Source organism: Winogradskyella psychrotolerans (assembly GCF_018860545.1).
Classification (GTDB): domain Bacteria; phylum Bacteroidota; class Bacteroidia; order Flavobacteriales; family Flavobacteriaceae; genus Winogradskyella; species Winogradskyella psychrotolerans_A.
Genome location: NZ_JAHKPN010000011.1, coordinates 171,721 through 193,071 on the forward strand (window position 1 = coordinate 171,721; position 21,351 = coordinate 193,071).

Below are 21,351 nucleotides of genomic sequence, written 5' to 3' on the forward strand. Positions count from 1 at the left end.
TATAGCTAAGACAAGTCGTTAAAAAAATCTTAATTATGACTAAGAAACCCCCTCTAACTCAAGCTGAACTGCCTCCCAGTCTTCCATTAATTTACCTAAATCCTTTTTCTTAGCTTGATAAGCATCAAAAAACTTGGGGTCAGATGCTGTATTATCGTAGTCTGTAGCAAGCTTTACATCATCCGCTTTAATAGCTTTTTCTAACTGATTAATTTTAGATTCAATATTGCTGAGTTTATTATTTAAAGACTTTAATTTCTTCTGATTTTCATAACTCTCCTTGTTGCTTTCCTTTGGTTTATCAGCAATTACAGTACGTTTTTCAGCTTCTCTTAAATTTTCGAGATTACGTTGTTCTAAATAAAAATCTATATCACCTAAATACTCTTTAATATTTTGATCTTTAAATTCGTAAACCGTATCCGTTAAACCTTGTAGAAAATCCCTATCGTGAGACACGAGAATTAACGTGCCTTCAAATTTTGTTAATGCCTCTTTTAAGACATTTTTAGATTTAATATCTAAGTGGTTGGTAGGCTCATCCATAATTAGGACATTCAGTGGTTGTAATAATAATTTAGCCAAGGCCAAACGATTACGTTCACCACCAGAAAGCACTCTTACGTACTTTTCTGCTTCCTCCCCTCTAAATAAAAAAGATCCTAATATATCTCGAACTTTACTTCTATTCGTTTCATTAGCCGCATCAATCATAGTATCTAGAACAGTTTTATTTCCGTCTAAATATTCAGCTTGATTTTGAGCAAAATAACCAATCTGTACATTATGCCCTAAATTTAGCTTGCCTTCGTGTTTAATTTCACCCACTATAATCTTTGCTAATGTTGATTTTCCTTGACCATTCTGACCAACAAAAGCCGTTTTAATATCTCGAGGCACTGCTAAATTCACATTATGCAAAACTTGCAAATCACCATAGCTTTTAGAAACATTCTCAATTTCAACTACGACTTTTCCAGGCGTAATAGACACAGGGAAATTTAGAGACATCACACTATTATCATCCTCATCAACCTCAATACGATCAATCTTATCTAATTTTTTAATGAGCGATTGTGCCATGGTCGCTTTAGATGCTTTGGCTCTAAACTTTTCAATGAGTTTTTCAGTTTGTTCTATCTTCTTCTCTTGATTTTTTTGAGCTGCCAATTGCTGCACCTTCATTTCCTTACGAAGCTCTAAAAACTGAGTGTAAGGTTTATTGTAATCGTAAATTCGTCCTAACGAAATTTCAATTGTACGATTGGTAACATTATCTAAAAACATTTTATCGTGTGAAACAATAACGACGGCTCCACTATAACCCTTTAAGAAATTCTCTAACCAAATAATAGACTCGATATCTAAGTGGTTGGTTGGCTCATCTAAAAGTAACAGATCATTATTTTGAAGTAGTAGTTTTGCTAATTCAATTCGCATTCTCCAACCACCAGAAAAAGTGTCGGTTAGTTTATCAAAATCTTCACGTTTAAATCCTAAACCTTGTAAAATTTTCTCAGTTTCACCTTGGTAGTTGTACCCTCCTAAAATTTCGTATTGGTGTTGAACATCATTCAAATCTACCATGAGTTGATGATAGGTATCACTTTCGTAATCGGTACGTTCTGCTAATTGGGTATTGATGTCTTCTAGTTGAGCTTCACATTTTTTTATCTCTTTAAAGGCTTGATAAGATTCCTCTAAAACTGTTCTTCCTAAATCGAAATCAATATCTTGTTTTAAGAATCCGATTTTCATATCCTTATCTGCCGCCATCTGGCCTGAATCCGCCTCTTGTTCTTTTGATAAAATACGAAGCATAGTAGATTTACCAGCACCATTTTTACCAATTAAACCAATACGGTCTCCTAGTCCGAGTTTAAATGTAATTTCTTCAAAAAGATATTCTCCTTGAAATGAGATAGAAAGATTATGGATGTTTAACATAAGTTTTTTTGAATATGACAACTGCGTTTTACGTTACAATTGTTACAATGCTTCAGTTATATTATTTTATCTTAGCAGTGTCTTAGAAAAACGCAAAAGTAAAGGTTTTAGTTATGATTAGAAAAGGAATGAAACTTTATAGTATTCTTTTTGGTGTATGTCCAAAATGTCACCAAGAATCCATGTACCAAAATAAGAATCCTTATGTACTTTCTGATGTGATTAAAATGAATGAAACGTGCTCCCATTGTAAAACGAAATACGAAATTGAACCTTCATTTTTCTATGGCTCCATGTATGTAAGTTATGCTGTGGGCATTGCTTTTGCTGTGGCTGCTTTTATTATTAGTTACAATATACTAGAATCCTCTTTAACCATCGCTTTCGTTGCTATTATTGCTACATTAATCGGTTTTTTCCCAATAATAATGCGTCTATCTCGAAATATTTGGATTAATATTTTTATGAGTTATGATAAAGAATTGGCTAAAACTTCTTCTACAAAAAAATAAAGTTAATAGCTATTTAAAACGATTGACATCTATTTCATCATCCAAGCGTTCTCCATTTTCAATATACCTAAAGAGTTTATTTGCAACATAAGGAGCAATCATAACTCCTCGTGTTCCTAACCCATTTAGGACATAAAGATTAGACTGTTCTGGGTGTCTACCCACTAAAGGCCGCCTATCTTTTACTGTTGGTCTTACACCTGCGATATGGCCTACAACTTCGAAAGGACATGTAATAAAGGTCTTTAATTTTGAAATCAATTCTTCTTTCGCAGCTCCTGTTGGTGTATTAGATTTATCTTCATTATTATAGGTTGCCCCAACATTATATAAATCATTGCCTAACGGAATAACGAACACAGATGACTTAACGGCATAATCAATTTTTAAATCTGGTGCTTTGATGGTTAATATTTCACCCTTAGAACCTGTTAAAGGAATGCTATTAAAATATGGATTATGTTTAACCCCAAAACCTTCTGCAAAAACAATTTGTTTTGCTTGTACGTTTTCATAATGAATAGCATCGCCTTCAAATTGAATTTTAGTATGGGTAAAAGATTGCTTTTTTAAACTGTCAGTCGCTGTTAGAAATTTTTTATAATTTGTAATAAGGTTTTCAGTATCTATACGTCCTGCGTGTAATACTTCACCAAATCCAAAAGGAGCATCGATTTCTGGATTGTTATTTTTTACCAATTGAAGTGAAAGAAAGGATTCTAATGATGGTTTGTCTGATGCGGTAAACCATTTATTTTGCTCTTGAACAGATGTGAAACGCCTTAAGAGCCGTAGTTTATAATCTATTGTTATATTGAGTTCCTTTTCAATTTTAGAATACACTGGTAGAGCTGACTTTAATTGCTCCTTCGCTTTCCACACTTCTGAAAAACGTTTAAGTATTACAGGATTATACAATCCAGCAGCCACTATAGACGACTTTTGCGAGTCATCATTATAAACAATAAATGATTTACCATGGCTTCTTAATACCTCGCAAAATGCGATACTGGCTAAGCCACAACCTACAATGATATAATCTACTTCTTTCATTACAGCAAAAGTAAATAAATGTTTGCCATTCCTGCGAAGGCAGGAATCTAATTTTAATCTTTATTAATAGATTCCTGCCTTCGCAGGAATGACAGTAAAAAAAAAAAAAACGCCCACTTAAAAAGTGAGCGTTTATATTGTTATATGTTGAGCTAACTAGTAACTCCACATATCTTGTTCAAAGTTTCTAATCTTATCTTTGATACGTTCAGATTCTAAAAGCTGCATTAATGCATTTTCAGCAACATACTCTTTGACTTCTCTATCACCATAAACATTTTCTTCTTTGTAGATAACTCCACTAAAGCGTCTGCTGTTTAATAAATGATCAAAAGACAAAGGCACTGCGCTATTCTTATTATTGAAAGCTTTAGCTTCATGAAGAATATCTCTTATTTCTGGAAAAAATACCCAAAATAAACCGATTGGCTCTTTATTAGTTTCATCATCTGAGTCAATAAAATTCACATCTGGTGCTGCTGGTGCAATACCTAAAATACGATATTTTAATTCCCCTTGACGCTTATCAAAATACCAAAGCCCTTTTACTAAATAAGAATTAATATCTGCTGGTCCAATTTCTCTACGAATCTTGTATTCTTCTGGAACAAGGGCAGTATCAGTAACTCCTTCAGCATTCATCCAATCAATTCCTATATCTGTAATTCGTTCCATCACTAAGGCAGGCGCTAGATCTTCCATGGTACGTTCTTCCGTAAAATATGCATCTGCATATACTTTTGGAATAGTTCCATCATTAATATTTTGCATTAACACCATATACAATGATTTTCTATCATCACCTAGGTTGTCTTCAATTGGAAAATATAATGGAAAATTTGCACGCTCATCTAAAACAATCTTTTCCCAAGTCATTTTAGAGAACAAGATATCTCTATCACCAACATAGCCATATTCTAAAGGCTTGTCGTTATCTAGAAGTAACTGTGCTTCAGTTTTCATACCAATTTCTTCTGGTATTTTTGCATTTAGGATATTAGCCTGAGCAAACATTGTATTTGCAGCTAAAACACCTATTCCTATACATAAAAAGCTTTTTAAATTCATCTTGTCGTTTATTATAATTTGGGATTTTTTTAATAGATCTTAGTTAGATACTTCAACCGTTACCGGAGATACACCTTTCAAATTATATGAAGAATTACCTGTAATCTTCGCTTTAATATTAAATATTGTAACTACATCTCCAGCTCGTGCTCTACTAATTGCTGATTTCGCTTGAGAATTCATCTTAGTACCTGCTACATTTACAGTAGGTTGACCAGGAACCTTAATTTGGAATGATGTTACACTGATTGGTAAATCAAATACAAAATCATCTAACTTAGCACCTACAGTACCAATTTCTAAATTACGTTTTGGTAATCTTATCATACCATCTTGTCCAGAGATTGTACCTGTTGGCTTTGGTATATCTTTAATTCTAAATGTCTTTTGATCACTTGCAGGAGAACCATCATCTAAAGTAGCAGTAACATTAATTGTTACTTCCCTACCTGTACCTGGGTTCATAACATATTTTCCACCACCTCCTGCTGGAGATAACCCAGCACCAGAAGCTCTTACTTTATTATCTGGTACACCGGCAAAAGAAATAGTCATTGGGTTAGCAACACCACGATAAACAACGTTCATCTTATCTGCAGATATCGTTGCAGAGTTTGGTCTTGGTACTACTACGTACTGACCTTTAAAAGGAATTGGTAAATCTTGACCTTTTTCAGAAAACGTAAATTGACCTTCAATCTCATGCTCACCAACATTACCTACTTTAAATTCAATACGAGCTGCCCCTGATGAATCAATAGCATTTTCTCTATTTAAATCTAATTCATTATCTCCAACTTTTAAATTCGTTGGGATAACATTGGCATACTTACCAAGAACAACTTTACCTGTAAATGTTTCACCAGCGAAAAACGCATTTTTATCTGGAATTACAATAGCGGTGTAGTTCTTTAAAGAAGTTACCTCATCTACTGTATTACCTAAAAATACATTGTATAAGTTAGCCTCTGTAGCTTTAATATCATTTTGCATAGCTGTAAGCTTCGTATATGATGCTACCGCTGGAAAACTTTTAAAGTTATACTCTAACCAACTTTGGCTTTTACCTTCACTGTTTTCCATTTCAGCAGTTGTAAAACGAGTTTCTAAAGTTTCTTTAGCCGGGTTAAAAGCAACATCTTCACCTAAAACATCTCTAATATCTGATTTATACTTTTCTATCCTAGCAACAAACGCTTCACCATTTTTTGTTAAACGGTCTCCTGTAAACCATGCTTCATCTAATACAGTACCTTTATCCATCTTTTCAGCTGGTAATAGGCCTAATTCTTTATATTCTTCTGCATACCCACCTTTATCAAGAATCATTTTCTTTTGAGTCTCTAAAAATGTGTAAAATTCATCAGATAAAGAACTGATTTTTTTAGCATTATTATACGTTACACCAAATTCATTTGGTTTTTCTTCAGCTTGTTTTTCTAACCCCTTTAATAAGGTTGTATTAGAATTTACAGCTAATTCATTTGCGTTTTCAAATTTTTTGTCAAATAGACTAAATGCTGATAATATCTCCTTACTTGCAGTCATTGCGATCATCGCAATAAATACTAAATACATAAGGTTAATCATTTTTTGTCTTGCGGACTGTTTTCCTCCTGCCATTTTCTAATTAGTTTTTAATTATTAATTTCGATTATAAAAACGAATTAGTTTTTGTTCATTGCAGATAACATACCACCATAAACACCATTTAAAGATGATAAGTTAGATGCTAATGACTGCATTTGCTCTTTTAATTTAGTTGCGTTTTCTACAGCTTCTTCATTGATAGCTGCCTGACGATTTGCGCTATCCATTTGTACCTTATAAAGACTATTTAAAGATTCCATTTGCGCTGCTGCTAATGACATTTCTTCGCTATATTTCTTTTGAGCTGCCATAGAGTCAACTGTAGGAGAAATTCCTTTTGCTGCTCCTTCAAAGTTTTTAATGCTATCTCCTAAGCTTGCCATAAGTGCTCCATCAATTTTTGCATCTTTTAATAAGTTATCTAATTTTTTTGATAACATACCTTCAGCATCCTTAGGCGCTTCTACAGCTTTCTTTTTAGCTCCTAAAGTCTGACCTCCTGCCAATTCAGGATATACTAATGACCAATCTAAGTCATCTCCTTGCTTCTCAAATGCTGATATTGTAAATACTAATGCTTCAACAATCATACCTATCGTTAGAATAGCTGATCCATACGGCCAGTGTTGAATTTTGAATAATGCTCCAACAATTACAATTGCAGCTCCAAGTCCGTAGACCATATTCATTGTTGATAATTTCTTTTGTGCCATGATTTTAAGTTTTTGTTTTCAAATGAGCTTGGTTAATTAATACTCATTTAGGATTAATATTAGGTTTAAGTTAAGTTTAATTTGTCGCTGCGTTTTTAGTGACCTCAGTTCCCATGTAATCTTGAACTGTTCTAAATCCGATATAGCTTCTTGCTGAATCTGCATATTCATAATCTCTAGAACTTACTTGCAAGAAATAAGCAACATCTTTCCAAGATCCACCTCTAACAACTTTACGAGCATTGTCAGGATCGTTCACATTAGGATTAATTGATGATGCATATTCGTATGATGCAGGATCATATGAACCGTTTACCCATTCTGATACATTACCAGCCATGTTGTATAAGTTGAAATCATTAGGATCATAAGCATCTGCTTCTACAGTATATAAAGCTTGATCAGCAGCATAATCACCACGTAATGGTTTAAAGTTTGCCATAAAACAACCTCTATCATTTTTGGTGTAAGGTCCACCCCAAGGGTATGATGCACCTTGTAAACCACCTCTTGCAGCATATTCCCACTCTGCCTCAGATGGTAATCTGTAAGAGTTTACTGGTTGTCTCCCTCTTTTCTTTCTATCTGCATTGTGATATAAAGTTCTCCACTGACAAAAAGCTTGCGCTTGCTTCCAAGACACACCAACAACTGGGTAATCTCCATAAGCATCATGCCAGAAATAATCGTTATGCATTGGCTCATTATAAGAGTATGCGAAATCTCTAATCCAAGCAGTTGTATCTGGATATACTTCAACTTCTTGCTGAACTACAACCTCAGAACGTTTTAAACCTCTATTTTTAGCAGCTTTCTGAATATCCATATACGTATATTGAAACTTAAATTGCTTCACATCCCAAGTACGTTGACCATTATATGATTCTTCTAGTGGTAAATACATACCATCCATCACTTCAGCATATAATTCATCTGGATAATCATCCGTATTGAAATACAATTCTGCATCACGATTAATCTTTCTTTGCTCGTTTCCGTAGGTATTCACCATATAGCTTTCGTAAGCGTTAAGATCTTCTGGGTTTGCATCTTGATATGCAAACTCACCTATGTCTCCACTACCTGGTGTCTTTCCTTCTAAGTCAGCCATCTCAGCTAATTTTAATCGTAGAGTAGAATCTCTTACCCACTCAACAAATTGGCGATACTCGCTATTTGTGATTTCGGTTTCATCCATATAGAATGCACGAACTGTTGCCGTTCTTGTAGGTGCGTCTTGTACTCCAGCTAAATCATCATCTGATTTACCCATAATAAAAGCTCCTCCTGGCACCAACGTCATTCCATAGGGCTTTTCTGGATGCCATTTCTTACCTTGTACACCAACCAATTGTCCACGATCACCAGAATTACAACTGGCTACCATAACTAGTACTGTGGTTAGTAAAATAAACTTCTTAATATTCATAGTAACTCTAGGTTAAATTAGTCCTTATTATTTTTGAGGTCGTAAACATATTTATATATTTCCGAATAAACAACTTTTTTTCTCTTTTTTTTGCACTTCACCCTTAAAATAAGCATTTCATCGATTAAAAATATGTTAAAGTTCGATGAAATACAGTTTTTAAAAGCTATTCTTCCTGTAAGCTTTATACCAACGCTCTGGTATTTCGCCTTGAGTAGCACGCACATAATCGGAATGCATGCAAGGTAATAACGTATGCTTTTTTAATTTATTATTAACATTTGGTAAAAACGGAATTTCAATCCACCAACGACCTGTTTTTAAACTCTTGTAAAAAATTAATTCATCATCCTCCACCAGCACATTGTACTTTTGATAGTGATTCTCATTATTAAAATCATCATCTTTTACTCTACAATTTACTCCCTCTATAAAATACCATATCATTTGAGCAACTAACATTGAAGACGCACTATCATTTTTAGAACCATGATATTCATAAATTCCAAATGACGATACTTTGTTACTTATACCAGCATATCTACTAATAGCACAAATCTCTTTACCAGAAAAACCATTTGGAGAATACTTCTGATTATCACTCACCTCGGAAGCTCTAACCGATTTTAAATCTACAGATACAATATGTGCATCTCGCATTAAAGGTTCTACTTTACTAATATCTCCTGAGATCTCACCTAAACGATAGGCCTCAAAGTACAATTTTTCTATAAGATCTATTTCCTCTTGGGAGTTAAAATATGTTTGATAGCCAATAGTTGTATAATTAAACAGGTTATAAGGCTCTTCTACAATGACTTTACCTACATAACTATTATTCTTTATAGGGAGATTAGCATCACCTAAATCAAAATTAGTATCCACACTAACAACATTTACCATAGGTAAAAGTGAATCGTAAGCACGGTAATTAGCGTATGTTAAATCTTGACTTCCCCCTAATACTATAGGAATAACATTTTTTTCCACTAAAACAGAAATGGCTGTTCGGATTGCGAAATACGTATCCTCAACGGTTTCTCCCGGCTCAATATCCCCAAGATCTGCTAGCGTCGTATACCAGTTTCCCGGAAATAACGTATAAAGTGTTTTACGAATGGAGTCAAAATTTACATGAGCCCCCATATAGTTAACATCATTTCTATTTTCTTGTACTCCTATAATGGCCATTTGTACGTTTTCCAAATCTGGAATACCGTTCTGGCGTGAATGGACCTTAATTTTTTTTCCTAGCGCTTGCTGCGCTGTTAGTTCGATATGAGCTAAAACCGCATCTGATACAGGCGTAAGGAAATTGAAATTCATACTCAATTATTTCTTTTTAGTAGTGGCTTTCTTCTTTGTTGCTGTTTTCTTCGTAGTCGTTTTTTTAGTAGCTCTCTTCTTTGGAGCTTTCTTTTTAGGTGCGTTTTTTTCAAGAATGTCTTGTGCCTTTTCCAAGGTCATTTTACTAACATCTACGGTTTTAGGCAACTCAACTTTTTGCTTGCCCTTAATGATGTTATGCCTTCCCCATCTTGCTTTCTCTACTCTTACACCTTCATCTTCCCAGTTGTGGATCACCTTGTCGATTTCCTTCTGAATCTTTTCTTCGACCAAAGTAACGATATCTTCTTCAGATAAATTATCCCAGTCGTATTTTTTATTAACATTGATAAACATGCCGTTCCATTTAATAAATGGTCCAAAACGTCCTTTACCTTTTGTAACTTCTAAATCTTTATACATATATATAGGAGCATCTGCTAATTCTTTCTCCTTTATATATACTAACGCTTCATCCATATCAACACTTAAAGGATCAACTCCCTTCGGCAATGACACAAACTTTTTCCCAAATCGTACATAAGGCCCAAATCGACCATTATTAACTTCAACTTCTTCTTCTTTATAATGTCCCAACGCTTTTGGAAGCTTGAATAAATCCATCGCTTCATCGTAGGTTATGGAATTTAATTGTTGATCCGGAGATAAACTAGCAAACTTTGGCTTCTCTTCATCTTCCATAACACCTAGTTGCACCATTGGTCCAAATTTACCTAAACGCACACTGACTTGGCGCCCCGTTTTTGGGTCAGTTCCTAAAATACGTTCACCAGATTCACGTTCTGCGTTTTCTTGAACATCTTCAACTTGTGGATGAAAGCCTTTATAAAAGTCCTTCATCATTTCTCTCCAGTTCTCTTTTCCTTCGGCTATATCATCAAAACGATCTTCTACCTTGGCTGTAAAGTTATAATCTAGAATGCTTTCAAAATGATTTACCAAGAAATCAGTAACAATCATTCCTATATCAGTGGGCACTAATTTACCTTTATTAGATCCTGTTTGTTCAGAAAGTGTATTGTCTTTTATTTTTTGATTTTCAAAAACAAGCTGCTTGTATTTTCTCTCATCTCCTTCATGCGTCCCTTTTTCAACATAATTTCTATTTTGAATCGTAGAAATTGTTGGAGCATATGTAGACGGACGACCAATTCCTAATTCTTCTAATTGCTTTACCAAAGATGCTTCAGTAAATCTAGCCGGTGGTCTTGTAAAACGCTCTGTAGCCGTGATGTATTTATTTTGAAGCACTTCACCAACTTTTAAATCTGGTAAAATACCTTCTTGTTCTGCATCTTCATCATCGGTACCTTCTAAATAAACTTTAAGAAACCCTTCAAACGTAATGATTTCTCCATTCGCTGTAAATTGCTCTTTAATCTTATTAGTAGAATTAATCTGAATTTTAAGATTGGTACGTTCTAATCTTGCATCACTCATTTGAGAGGCAATCGCACGTTTCCAGATTAGATCGTATAGTCTTGCTTGATCACGTTCTGCATTAACAGTATGATTTGAAAAATCGGTTGGTCTAATAGCTTCGTGAGCTTCTTGTGCTCCTTTAGACTTTCCTTTATAATTTTTCGGATTACTAAATTCTGAGCCGTAAGCTGAAATAATTTCATTCTCTGCTCCTTTTTTAGCTTCGTCAGATAAGTTAACACTATCTGTTCTCATATAAGTAATCAAACCGGCTTCATACAAACGTTGTGCATTCTGCATTGTTCTACTTACTGAAAACCCTAATTTACGTGACGCTTCCTGTTGAAGGGTTGATGTTGTAAATGGCGCTGCTGGTGATTTTTTAGCTGGTTTCTTTAGCAAATCAGAAACCTCATAAGTCGCTCCTAAATTAGCGTTTAAAAATTTTAAGGCTTCTTTTTCTGAACCAAAATTCTTAGGCAATTTTGCTTTAAATGAATTTCCATTTTCATTGGTAAATTCTGCATCTATTCTATATGACGCAGTAGCTTCAAATGCCTGCACATCGCGTTCACGTTCAACAATTAATCGTACAGATACGGATTGCACACGACCTGCTGATAATCCACCTTTCACTTTTCTCCATAATACAGGAGATAATTCGTAACCTACAATACGATCTAATACACGTCTTGCTTGTTGCGCATCTACCAAATTATAATCGATACTTCTTGGATTTTCAATTGCCTTTTGTATCGCCGTTTTTGTTATCTCATGAAAAACGATACGTTTCGTCTTTTTATCATCTAATTTTAAGGTCTCAGCTAAATGCCAAGCAATCGCCTCTCCCTCGCGATCCTCATCACTCGCTAACCAAACAATATCTGCTTTCTTTGCTAAATCTTTCAGTTTTTTAACGACATCCTTCTTATCTTTTGAAACTTGATACTTAGGCATAAAGTCCCCTTCAACATCTACTCCTAATTCTTTAGAAGGTAGATCTGCAATGTGCCCAAAACTGGACTCTACCTTATAATCTTTTCCTAAAAATTTTTCAATAGTTTTTGCCTTTGCAGGTGACTCAACAATAACGAGATTCTTTGACATTCTTTAAATTTTGCGTTTACAAATGTATATGAAAATTAAGATACAATCCTAATTTGGTCGTAAATACCGCACATTTTATCGTGATAAAAATGCTTTACAACACAGAAAAAGCCCTACGAATTGTAAGGCTTCTACGATTTACAAAAAGTTTTAAATCTTAATTAATAACCTCATCAAACGATACAGTAGTAATTCTTCACTATTTAACTAAATCTCACTAACACCTTTTATGCGATCACTTATAAACCATACACCACAAAGCCAAATTACGGTATTATCACCCTTATCATCTTCACATTATAACTTCAGCTACAACATCACTAAAAACATAAGCGTCACACCCTTTCTAAATTTTGAAACACTGCTTATGCACCAACCTAGGACACTGTGAAAAATTGTATTAAAAGGTAGATAACTGCTCAATTCTCTTCATTTGATCACTTTCATTATCAAAACCAATAACGTCCTTATATATAAAGTAAGATGGTAACTGTATAAATGAAGTCGTTACATAGACACCAAAACCACACATTAAAAACCCAATGATCATTGCTAAAAACCCTGAAATAAACATAAGGCCAAATGCAATAAACCATTTTTTATTACCGAGATCAAAACCTAACTTGATAATTTCTGAAATAGACAAATCGGGATTAAAAGCATAAACAATTACAATAAAAGACAATGGTACAACCACATATATCACAGGAAGAAAACAAAGCATAGTTGCCAAAAATGCTATACCCGAATAAGCAACTCCTAATTTAATAGTTTTAGATAAATACGGCTTCTTGAAGAAATAAAAATAATCCTCTTTACCTAGTTGTTCTGAGTCTTTAAGTTTACATATGCGGTAAAATGCCGCTTTTAAGCCTAATCCAATGGCGCTCATAGCCACAATCATAAAAGCATAAGCGAGCACAACTACAATTACCATAATAATAGTCATTCCTGTGTGACCATATGAATCATAATTATTTTCAAACGTAAAAGCACTAATAAAACCAAAGAACAACATCGGAATATAAACAATCAATATTACAGGAATAGCCAACACTATATTTAGAAGTACAACAACCAACCCTTGTACCCAAACTTTTTTGAATAACTCTATGGATTGATTAAATATCGTTCCAAAGTCTAAAGCATTCGCATTGTCAATCCGACTTTTAATTTCTGTACTGTTCATTTATAATTATTTGGTTAGTTCTCCAAAAGAAATCTATTTTCTTTAGATATTCAAGAAAACCTTATCTTAACATCGTTTAAAGTTTAATGAAACATTATAACTGCCACTTTGTCATAATCTATAAAATAATATTATCTTTGCATGCTTATTGAGATTTGAAGTATTCACTACAACTGATGGAAAAAATTATAGACGAAAATAAACAAGGAGAAACCTTAATCATAGACAAGATAGAGGGTAATCAACGAAAACTATTTATTGAAAGTTATGGCTGTGCTATGAATTTTAGTGATAGCGAAATTGTAGCTTCAATTCTTTCTGAACAAGGATTCAACACGACTCAAACTCTTGAGGAAGCTGACCTTGTGCTTGTTAACACCTGCTCAATTAGAGATAAAGCAGAACAAACGGTTAGAAAACGTTTGCAAGAATACAATGCGGTAAAACGCATCAACCCAAAAATGAAAGTTGGAGTTTTAGGCTGCATGGCAGAACGTTTAAAAACTAAATTTTTAGAAGAAGAAAAAATAGTTGACCTCGTTGTAGGGCCTGATGCTTATAAGGATTTACCAAACCTTCTTGCAGAAGTAGACGAAGGAAGAGATGCTATTAATGTTATACTTTCTAAGGAAGAAACATACGGAGATATCTCACCTGTGAGATTAAATAGTAATGGTATTACTGCATTCGTATCTATTACACGCGGTTGTGATAATATGTGTACATTCTGCGTTGTCCCATTTACACGAGGACGAGAACGCAGTAGAGACCCCCAAAGTATAATTGAAGAAGTGAACGAGTTATGGTCTAAAGGCTATAGAGAAATTACGCTGTTAGGGCAAAACGTAGATAGCTATTTGTGGTATGGAGGTGGCTTAAAAAAAGATTTCAATAACGCATCTGAGCTTCAGAAAGCAACTGCTGTAAACTTTGCAAATCTTTTAGAACTGTGTGCTAAAGCACAGCCAAAGATGCGTATTCGATTCTCGACATCTAATCCTCAAGATTTTACATTGGATGTAATTGAAACCATGGCGAAATATGATAATATCTGTAAGCATATTCACTTACCTGTACAAAGTGGAAGTGATCGTATTTTAAAAGAAATGAATCGTTTGCATACACGCGAGGAATATTTTGAACTAGTAGATAATATTAAACGTATCATTCCTGAATGTTCTATAAGTGTCGATTTAATTGCAGGTTTCCCAACGGAAACAGAAGAAGATCACCAAGACACCTTATCTTTAATGGAATATGTAAAATATAATTTTGGTTATATGTTTACCTATTCGGAACGTCCTGGAACTTTAGCTGGACGTAAAATGGAAGATGATGTACCAGAACCTATTAAGAAACGTCGTCTAAAGGAAATTATCCAATTAGAACGAAAGTATAGTGAAATGAATACACGAGCACACCTTAACAAGACTGTTGAGGTTTTAATTGAGAAAGCTTCTAAAAAATCGGATTTACAATGGTCGGGAAGAACTTCTGATAATACGGTTGCCGTTTTCCCAAAAGAACATTATAAAGTAGGAGATTTAGTTGATGTACTTATAACAGATTGCACAAGCGCAACACTTATTGGAAAAGCTATTGACTATTCTAAAAATAATTAAAAAAAATAAAAACATGAAAAAATTAATATTATTAGTATTCACTTTAGCACTTGTAACCTCTTGTGACAATGAACCTATAGATTCTGCTTATACTCAAGGAGGAGGAAGCACCGGAGGAAGTAATGGCAGCGAAAGTGCTGACTTAACATTGTCTGTCTATGAATTAGATTCGCAGATTAATGTGGTCTTTTTTGGTCTTCCGATAGAAAGTATTACCAATTCATCATTTAATATTGCTAACGATAAAATTATATCTGGAACTAATGCGTTATCTGCTAACGGAAGTCCATTTGAAAGCGAAAACCTATCGATTACGCGTAACACCTCTGGGCAAATTACAAGTAACATCTCAGTAAACACAGCAGGTATTACTACCAATGAAACCATAATAAATTACACGAATGGAGTCATCTCAAATATTACTTATGATTATTATGACGATGACGATGATGATTATAACTATAATTTCACATACGACGGCAATACTATAACTCGAACCGAAGAAGGATCTACAATTTCTACCGTTTTTACAGTAGATGGATCTGATCGTATAATTAAAAAAGAATCTTTTGAAGGGGGATCTTCAATTCAAACAGAAACTGTAGCTTACAATGCCGCTGGCAATATTACGTCTAGCACAATAACTGGAGAAATACAAAGAAATATAGCTTTTCAATTTGATAATAATATTAACCCTATAAAAGTAATTTTTGAAGACAACTACCTATTAACCTTTTTAGAGGATGACTATTCTGATGAAATCGGAGGACAAATAGCACAATTCTTCTCTACAAACAATTGGAATGCGGCTACTTATGATGGAGTTGCGTACAACTTTGATTTAACATATAATTCAGCTGGAAGAATAGAAACAAGAGATATAGCTTATAATTTTGGACCTGAATTATCTTTTATATTCAACGAAAGATTTTCATACGTAAATTAATTATGGAATCAATTCAAGCCATAAAACAACGCTTCGGCATTATAGGAAATGATCCTAAACTTAATCGCTCCATAGAAAAAGCGATTCAAGTGTCGCCTACTGATATTTCAGTATTAGTCACTGGTGAGAGTGGTGTTGGTAAGGAAAGTATCCCAAAAATCATACACCAGTTATCACACAGAAAACACGGTAAGTATATCGCAGTAAATTGTGGAGCTATTCCAGAAGGTACTATCGATAGCGAATTATTTGGACATGAGAAAGGCGCTTTTACCGGTGCCACATCAACACGCTCTGGATATTTTGAAGTTGCGGATGGAGGTACTATTTTTTTAGATGAAGTTGGAGAATTACCGCTAACAACTCAAGTCCGTTTACTACGTGTGTTAGAAAATGGTGAATTTATAAAAGTAGGTTCTAGTAAAGTTCAAAAAACAGATGTTAGAATTGTGGCGGCTACAAACGTCAATATGTTTGAAGCTATAAAAAAAGAAAAATTTAGAGAGGATTTATATTACAGACTGAGTACGGTTGAAATCAACTTACCTCCACTACGTGAGCGCAAAGATGATATTCACTTATTATTCAGAAAATTTGCTAGTGATTTTGCTTTAAAGTATAAAATGCCTACAGTTAAACTATCGGATGATGCAATTAATTTACTCGTAAAATACCGTTGGAATGGAAACATTAGACAATTGCGTAATGTAGCCGAACAAGTTTCTGTTTTGGAGCAAAACCGTACTATAAATGGTGCTACAATTCAGAACTACTTGCCTACCACTGGTAGTAATTTACCTGCCGTCGTTAATAACTCTAAATCTGAAAGTGATTTTAGCAGTGAACGTGAGATTCTTTATAAAGTTTTATTTGACATGAAGAGTGATCTCAACGATCTTAAAAAACTTACCATGGAACTCATGAAAAAAGGCAGTGATGCCGATGTTCAAAAAGATAACGAGCATTTAATTCAGAAAATATATGGTGATGATAAGGACGAAGAATTTGAAGCTGCTGTAGAAGATTTAGAAGTTTTATCGCTTGCAGAACATACTGATATTGACGAAAATGCTATTTCAGAAACAGAAGATAAATACCACTTTGCAGAAGAAATAGAAGAAGAGGAAACTTTATCTTTACATGATAAAGAATTAGAACTCATCAAAAAATCTTTAGAACGACATAGCGGAAAGCGTAAATTGGCTGCTGCAGAGCTAGGGATTAGTGAACGAACGCTTTACAGAAAAATTAAACAATTCGATCTTTAAGATAAGTTTATGAACGCAACTATAAGATAACAATCATTTTTAAGTTTTCAATTAAGTTGGTTTCATTAAACAGTAAAACAAATAGAAATAAGCGAATGAATTCATTCAAATATATTTTCATAGTAGCAATTTGCCTCGTATGTTATGGCTGTAAAGTCAATTATTCATTTACAGGTATTACAGAAACTCCAGAAACGTTTCAAGTCAATTTCTTCCAAAATAATGCGGATTTGGTAGAACCAGGTTTAGACTTATTATTTACAAACGCTCTTCAAGATCTTATTGTCAACCAAACAAGTGCACAATTGGTAACATCGGGAGGCGAAGTGATTTACGAAGGTGAAATTGTAGAATATCGTATAGCACCGATGACAGCAACCGCAGAAAACACTGCCGCTCAAAACAGATTAACGATTGGAGTGCGCGTACGTTATATCAACACAAAGGATGAAGAAAAGGATTTTGACCGCAATTTTTCATTCTATTATGATTATGGGGCAAGCGAACAACTTTCAGGCAGTATCAAAGATGCCGCTTTCGACGAAATTTTAGAACGATTAACACAAGACATTCTTAATGCTTCTTTAGCAGATTGGTAACCACGATGCAGCTTCAAGACCTTACATATTTATTACAACACCCAGAAGCCATTACAGTTGCTCAAACTGAAGCACTTTCTTCGGCAATTAAAGAGTTTCCTTATTTTCAATCCTTAAGGGCCTTATATCTTAAAGGGTTAAAGCAAAAAGAGAGTTACAAATATAATAATGCTTTAAAAATAACAGCAGCACACACCACAGATCGCAGTGTACTATTTGATTATATCACCTCAGATGTTTTCAATCAGAATGAAATATCTCAACAGATTAAGCAAAACACAGAGCATATAAAATCCATTGAAGTTAATGAAGTAGATGATATTTCTGTTGACAAGAGCGTTACAATAGACGATGCTTTAAAAGAACACATTAAAGCAACAGAAGGAGTTTTAGATCCAGGGTTATTTGAGATAAAACCTATGCCTAAACCAAGATTAGAATCAAAAGCGCCAACAATTGAAGATTCTATCATTGCTGTTGATGTAAAAAATATTGCACCAGAAAAAGAATTAAAAATAGGAGAACCCTTAGAATTTGATAAAACTGAAAATCATTCATTTACAGAATGGCTAAAAATCACGAGTTTTAAACCTATAAATCGAGATAAAGTTGACGTTGAAATTGAATCTAAAAGCGAAAACGAATCAGAGCATGAAATTTCAAAGGCAGAAACGACATCTCCACTTGATAATAAATTAGCCATAATAGATAAATTCATAAGTGAAAATCCAAAGATCAAACCGGTCTCTAACACTGCACCAAAGCCGAAGTTAGTTAATAATGACAACCCTATTTCAGATAGTTTAATGACTGAAACGTTAGCGCGAATTTATTTGGAACAAAAAAAATATGATAAAGCAATTCAATCTTACAAAATTTTAAGTTTGAAATATCCAGAAAAAAGTAGTTTCTTTGCACACCAAATAAAATTGGTAACAGAATTAAAAGATAATAATACAATATAAAATGAGTGCATTTTCAATTTTTTTAGTACTAATCGTAATCGTTGCCTTCTTACTCGTTGTAGTAGTTATGGTACAAAATCCTAAAGGTGGAGGATTATCTTCTTCTTTTGGCGGTGGTGGAACCCAGCAAATGGGTGGTGTAAAGAAAACAGGTGATTTCTTAGACAAGAGTACATGGTTTTTAGCTGCAGCATTAATCGTATTAATTTTAGCATCTAATGTTACTATCAATTCTGGTGGAAACATTGAATCTAAAGCTTTAGATACTAATGACTCTACAGAGATGCCAATTGCACCTGCACCAACAACAGATAATACAACAACTGATAGTACAGCTGAATAATTTCAAGTACTTAAATTCCATAAAAGCATTAAGCCAACTTTTTTAAGTTGGCTTTTTTTATACCCACATATTCGGCAGATAGGTCTGAAACTTTGTCAGATATTCTCTATTGGCATAATTTTAGAAATACGCTAAAGCGTAATTAAATAAATAATTAAAAAAACATATAACAAAATGAGTTTAAACATTAAACCTTTAGCAGACCGTGTTCTTGTAGAACCAAAGGAAGCTGAAACGAAAACAGCTTCAGGTATTATTATTCCAGATAATGCAAAAGAAAAACCTCAAAAAGGAACTGTTGTTGCCATTGGTAATGGTACAAAAGACGAACCATTAACGGTTAAAGTTGGTGACACTGTCTTATACGGAAAATATGGTGGAACTGAACTTAAACTAGAAGGTAAAGATTACTTAATGATGCGTGAGAGTGACATCTTAGCAATAATATAATCATTCAAACTATTAACTCTGTCATTCCGCACTTAATGCGGAATCCATTATAAACTTAAATAAATAAGATTCCTGCCTTCGCAGGAATGACAAAAACTAAAAAAAATGGCAAAAGATATAAAATTTGATATTGAAGCACGCGACGGCTTAAAGCGTGGTGTTGATGCTTTAGCAAATGCAGTAAAAGTAACTTTAGGACCAAAAGGTCGTAACGTAATTATAGGAAAATCATTTGGTGCACCGCAAGTGACCAAAGATGGTGTTTCTGTAGCAAAAGAAATTGAACTAGACAATGAGCTTGAAAACATGGGAGCTCAGATGGTAAAAGAAGTTGCTTCTAAAACTAACGATTTGGCTGGTGACGGTACTACAACTGCAACTGTCCTAGCACAGGCTATCGTAAAAGAAGGTCTTAAAAATGTTGCTGCAGGTGCAAATCCAATGGATTTAAAACGTGGTATTGACAAAGCTGTTGAAGCTATTGTAAAAGATTTAGATAAGCAATCTCAAAAAGTAGGTAGCGATTCTGACAAGATTAAACAAGTTGCAGCAATTTCTGCTAATAATGATGATACTATTGGTGATTTAATCGCAAAAGCTTTCGGAAAAGTTGGTAAAGAAGGTGTTATCACTGTTGAAGAAGCTAAAGGGATGGAAACTTACGTGGACGTTGTTGAAGGTATGCAGTTTGACAGAGGCTATTTATCTCCTTACTTCGTAACCGATGCTGATAAAATGATTGCTGATTTAGAAAATCCGTACATCTTATTATTCGATAAGAAAATTTCTAACTTACAAGAAATTCTTCCAATATTAGAGCCAGTTGCACAATCTGGTCGTCCGTTATTAATTATCGCAGAAGATGTTGATGGACAAGCCTTAGCAACTTTAGTCGTTAATAAATTACGTGGTGGACTTAAAATCGCTGCTGTAAAAGCACCTGGTTTTGGTGACAGACGTAAAGCAATGTTAGAAGATATCGCTATCCTTACAGGAGGTGTTGTCATTTCTGAAGAAAGAGGATTCTCTTTAGAAAATGCTGATTTAACTATGTTAGGTACTGCTGAAACAGTAACGATTGACAAAGATAATACGACTATCGTAAATGGTGAAGGTAAAGCGGCTGATATTAAAGCTAGAGTTAACCAAATAAAAGCTCAGATTGAAACAACTACTTCTGACTATGACAAAGAAAAACTTCAAGAACGTTTAGCGAAATTAGCTGGTGGAGTTGCTGTTCTTTATGTTGGAGCGGCTTCTGAAGTTGAAATGAAAGAAAAGAAAGATCGCGTTGATGATGCTTTACATGCAACACGTGCTGCGGTTGAAGAAGGTATTGTTGCTGGTGGTGGAGTTGCTTTAGTGAGAGCTAAAAAGACTTTAGAAAAAATCATAACTGACAATTTAGACGAAACTACTGGTGTACAAATAGTAAACAAAGCTATTGAAGCACCTTTACGTACTATTGTAGAAAATGCAGGCGGAGAAGGTTCTGTGGTTATCAACAAAGTTTTAGAAGGTAAAAAAGACTTTGGTTACGATGCTAAAACTGAAACTTACGTAGACATGCTTAAAGCAGGTATTATTGATCCTAAGAAAGTAACACGTATTGCGTTAGAAAATGCAGCTTCTGTAGCTGGTATGATCTTAACAACGGAGTGTGCTTTGGTAGACATTAAAGAAGACGCACCTGCAATGCCACCAATGGGTGGAGGCGGAATGCCAGGCATGATGTAAATTGAAATTACCTCTAAACAACATAGCAAATCAATATTGATACG

18 protein-coding genes are annotated in these 21,351 nt (G+C 34.2%); 9 read left to right on the plus strand and 9 right to left on the minus strand.

The window, feature by feature from the left end:
* Positions 1-39: 39 nt before the first annotated feature.
* The gene (locus tag KO515_RS04220) at positions 40-1,947 is read right to left on the minus strand and encodes an ABC-F family ATP-binding cassette domain-containing protein (RefSeq protein ID WP_215935134.1); all 1,908 of its coding nucleotides are present in this window, start codon (positions 1,945-1,947) and stop codon (positions 40-42) included.
* 113 nt (positions 1,948-2,060) lie between these two features.
* Between KO515_RS04220 and KO515_RS04225 the strand changes: the two genes are divergently transcribed.
* Positions 2,061-2,459 (plus strand): DUF983 domain-containing protein, encoded by a 399-nt coding sequence (locus tag KO515_RS04225; RefSeq protein ID WP_215935135.1) that lies wholly within the window; start codon positions 2,061-2,063, stop codon positions 2,457-2,459.
* Between the two features lie 9 nt (positions 2,460-2,468).
* Here KO515_RS04225 and KO515_RS04230 read toward each other — a convergent pair whose 3' ends face one another.
* From KO515_RS04230 to KO515_RS04265, 8 genes are all read right to left on the minus strand, one after another.
* Positions 2,469-3,512: an NAD(P)/FAD-dependent oxidoreductase gene (locus KO515_RS04230; RefSeq protein WP_215935136.1), complete on the minus strand. Its 1,044-nt coding sequence runs from the start codon at positions 3,510-3,512 to the stop codon at positions 2,469-2,471.
* 156 nt (positions 3,513-3,668) lie between these two features.
* A complete protein-coding gene (gldN, locus tag KO515_RS04235) occupies positions 3,669-4,580 on the minus strand; it encodes a gliding motility protein GldN (RefSeq protein ID WP_215935137.1) in 912 nt (303 codons plus the stop codon).
* A 39-nt stretch (positions 4,581-4,619) separates the two neighbouring features.
* Positions 4,620-6,203, minus strand: a complete 1,584-nt coding sequence (gldM, locus tag KO515_RS04240; RefSeq protein WP_215935138.1) for a gliding motility protein GldM — start codon at positions 6,201-6,203, stop codon at positions 4,620-4,622.
* A 44-nt stretch (positions 6,204-6,247) separates the two neighbouring features.
* On the minus strand, positions 6,248-6,883 hold the full coding sequence (gene gldL / locus KO515_RS04245) for a gliding motility protein GldL (protein ID WP_215935139.1): 636 nt from the start codon (positions 6,881-6,883) through the stop codon (positions 6,248-6,250).
* 76 nt (positions 6,884-6,959) lie between these two features.
* Complete coding sequence (gldK, locus tag KO515_RS04250) at positions 6,960-8,312, minus strand: gliding motility lipoprotein GldK (protein WP_215935140.1); 1,353 nt, start codon at positions 8,310-8,312, stop codon at positions 6,960-6,962.
* A 159-nt stretch (positions 8,313-8,471) separates the two neighbouring features.
* Entirely contained in the window at positions 8,472-9,638 is a 1,167-nt protein-coding gene (locus tag KO515_RS04255) for a formimidoylglutamase (protein ID WP_215935141.1), read from the minus strand.
* A 6-nt stretch (positions 9,639-9,644) separates the two neighbouring features.
* Positions 9,645-12,188 (minus strand): type I DNA topoisomerase, encoded by a 2,544-nt coding sequence (gene topA / locus KO515_RS04260; RefSeq protein ID WP_215935142.1) that lies wholly within the window; start codon positions 12,186-12,188, stop codon positions 9,645-9,647.
* Positions 12,189-12,588: 400 nt separating this feature from the next.
* Positions 12,589-13,377 carry a hypothetical protein gene (locus KO515_RS04265; RefSeq protein WP_215935143.1) on the minus strand — a complete coding sequence of 263 codons (789 nt, stop codon included), beginning with the start codon at positions 13,375-13,377 and terminating at the stop codon, positions 12,589-12,591.
* A 176-nt stretch (positions 13,378-13,553) separates the two neighbouring features.
* Between KO515_RS04265 and miaB the strand changes: the two genes are divergently transcribed.
* The 8 genes from miaB to groL all read left to right on the plus strand — a co-directional run bounded on the left by miaB (position 13,554) and on the right by groL (position 21,307).
* Positions 13,554-14,999 carry a tRNA (N6-isopentenyl adenosine(37)-C2)-methylthiotransferase MiaB gene (gene miaB / locus KO515_RS04270; protein WP_215935144.1) on the plus strand — a complete coding sequence of 482 codons (1,446 nt, stop codon included), beginning with the start codon at positions 13,554-13,556 and terminating at the stop codon, positions 14,997-14,999.
* A 13-nt stretch (positions 15,000-15,012) separates the two neighbouring features.
* On the plus strand, positions 15,013-15,945 hold the full coding sequence (locus KO515_RS04275; protein ID WP_215935145.1) for a hypothetical protein: 933 nt from the start codon (positions 15,013-15,015) through the stop codon (positions 15,943-15,945).
* A 2-nt stretch (positions 15,946-15,947) separates the two neighbouring features.
* Positions 15,948-17,213, plus strand: coding sequence for a sigma-54 interaction domain-containing protein (locus tag KO515_RS04280; RefSeq protein ID WP_215935146.1), 1,266 nt, complete (start codon positions 15,948-15,950; stop codon positions 17,211-17,213).
* Between the two features lie 95 nt (positions 17,214-17,308).
* Positions 17,309-17,812 (plus strand): LptE family protein, encoded by a 504-nt coding sequence (locus KO515_RS04285; protein ID WP_215935147.1) that lies wholly within the window; start codon positions 17,309-17,311, stop codon positions 17,810-17,812.
* Positions 17,813-17,817: 5 nt separating this feature from the next.
* Complete coding sequence (locus KO515_RS04290; protein WP_215935148.1) at positions 17,818-18,777, plus strand: hypothetical protein; 960 nt, start codon at positions 17,818-17,820, stop codon at positions 18,775-18,777.
* A gap of 1 nt (position 18,778) precedes the next feature.
* Positions 18,779-19,120 carry a preprotein translocase subunit SecG gene (gene secG, locus KO515_RS04295; protein ID WP_215935149.1) on the plus strand — a complete coding sequence of 114 codons (342 nt, stop codon included), beginning with the start codon at positions 18,779-18,781 and terminating at the stop codon, positions 19,118-19,120.
* Between the two features lie 174 nt (positions 19,121-19,294).
* Complete coding sequence (locus tag KO515_RS04300) at positions 19,295-19,570, plus strand: co-chaperone GroES (protein ID WP_020896485.1); 276 nt, start codon at positions 19,295-19,297, stop codon at positions 19,568-19,570.
* A gap of 105 nt (positions 19,571-19,675) precedes the next feature.
* Positions 19,676-21,307: a chaperonin GroEL gene (gene groL, locus KO515_RS04305; RefSeq protein WP_215935150.1), complete on the plus strand. Its 1,632-nt coding sequence runs from the start codon at positions 19,676-19,678 to the stop codon at positions 21,305-21,307.
* The last annotated feature ends 44 nt before the right edge of the window (positions 21,308-21,351 follow it).

Coding starts and splice junctions, on each gene's coding strand:
- KO515_RS04220 (WP_215935134.1), bottom strand. CDS start 1,947: ATGTTAAACATCCATAATCTTTCTATCTCATTTCAAGGAGAATATCTT.
- KO515_RS04225 (WP_215935135.1), top strand. CDS start 2,061: ATGATTAGAAAAGGAATGAAACTTTATAGTATTCTTTTTGGTGTATGT.
- KO515_RS04230 (WP_215935136.1), bottom strand. CDS start 3,512: ATGAAAGAAGTAGATTATATCATTGTAGGTTGTGGCTTAGCCAGTATC.
- gldN (WP_215935137.1), bottom strand. CDS start 4,580: ATGAATTTAAAAAGCTTTTTATGTATAGGAATAGGTGTTTTAGCTGCA.
- gldM (WP_215935138.1), bottom strand. CDS start 6,203: ATGGCAGGAGGAAAACAGTCCGCAAGACAAAAAATGATTAACCTTATG.
- gldL (WP_215935139.1), bottom strand. CDS start 6,883: ATGGCACAAAAGAAATTATCAACAATGAATATGGTCTACGGACTTGGA.
- gldK (WP_215935140.1), bottom strand. CDS start 8,312: ATGAATATTAAGAAGTTTATTTTACTAACCACAGTACTAGTTATGGTA.
- KO515_RS04255 (WP_215935141.1), bottom strand. CDS start 9,638: ATGAATTTCAATTTCCTTACGCCTGTATCAGATGCGGTTTTAGCTCAT.
- topA (WP_215935142.1), bottom strand. CDS start 12,188: ATGTCAAAGAATCTCGTTATTGTTGAGTCACCTGCAAAGGCAAAAACT.
- KO515_RS04265 (WP_215935143.1), bottom strand. CDS start 13,377: ATGAACAGTACAGAAATTAAAAGTCGGATTGACAATGCGAATGCTTTA.
- miaB (WP_215935144.1), top strand. CDS start 13,554: ATGGAAAAAATTATAGACGAAAATAAACAAGGAGAAACCTTAATCATA.
- KO515_RS04275 (WP_215935145.1), top strand. CDS start 15,013: ATGAAAAAATTAATATTATTAGTATTCACTTTAGCACTTGTAACCTCT.
- KO515_RS04280 (WP_215935146.1), top strand. CDS start 15,948: ATGGAATCAATTCAAGCCATAAAACAACGCTTCGGCATTATAGGAAAT.
- KO515_RS04285 (WP_215935147.1), top strand. CDS start 17,309: ATGAATTCATTCAAATATATTTTCATAGTAGCAATTTGCCTCGTATGT.
- KO515_RS04290 (WP_215935148.1), top strand. CDS start 17,818: ATGCAGCTTCAAGACCTTACATATTTATTACAACACCCAGAAGCCATT.
- secG (WP_215935149.1), top strand. CDS start 18,779: ATGAGTGCATTTTCAATTTTTTTAGTACTAATCGTAATCGTTGCCTTC.
- KO515_RS04300 (WP_020896485.1), top strand. CDS start 19,295: ATGAGTTTAAACATTAAACCTTTAGCAGACCGTGTTCTTGTAGAACCA.
- groL (WP_215935150.1), top strand. CDS start 19,676: ATGGCAAAAGATATAAAATTTGATATTGAAGCACGCGACGGCTTAAAG.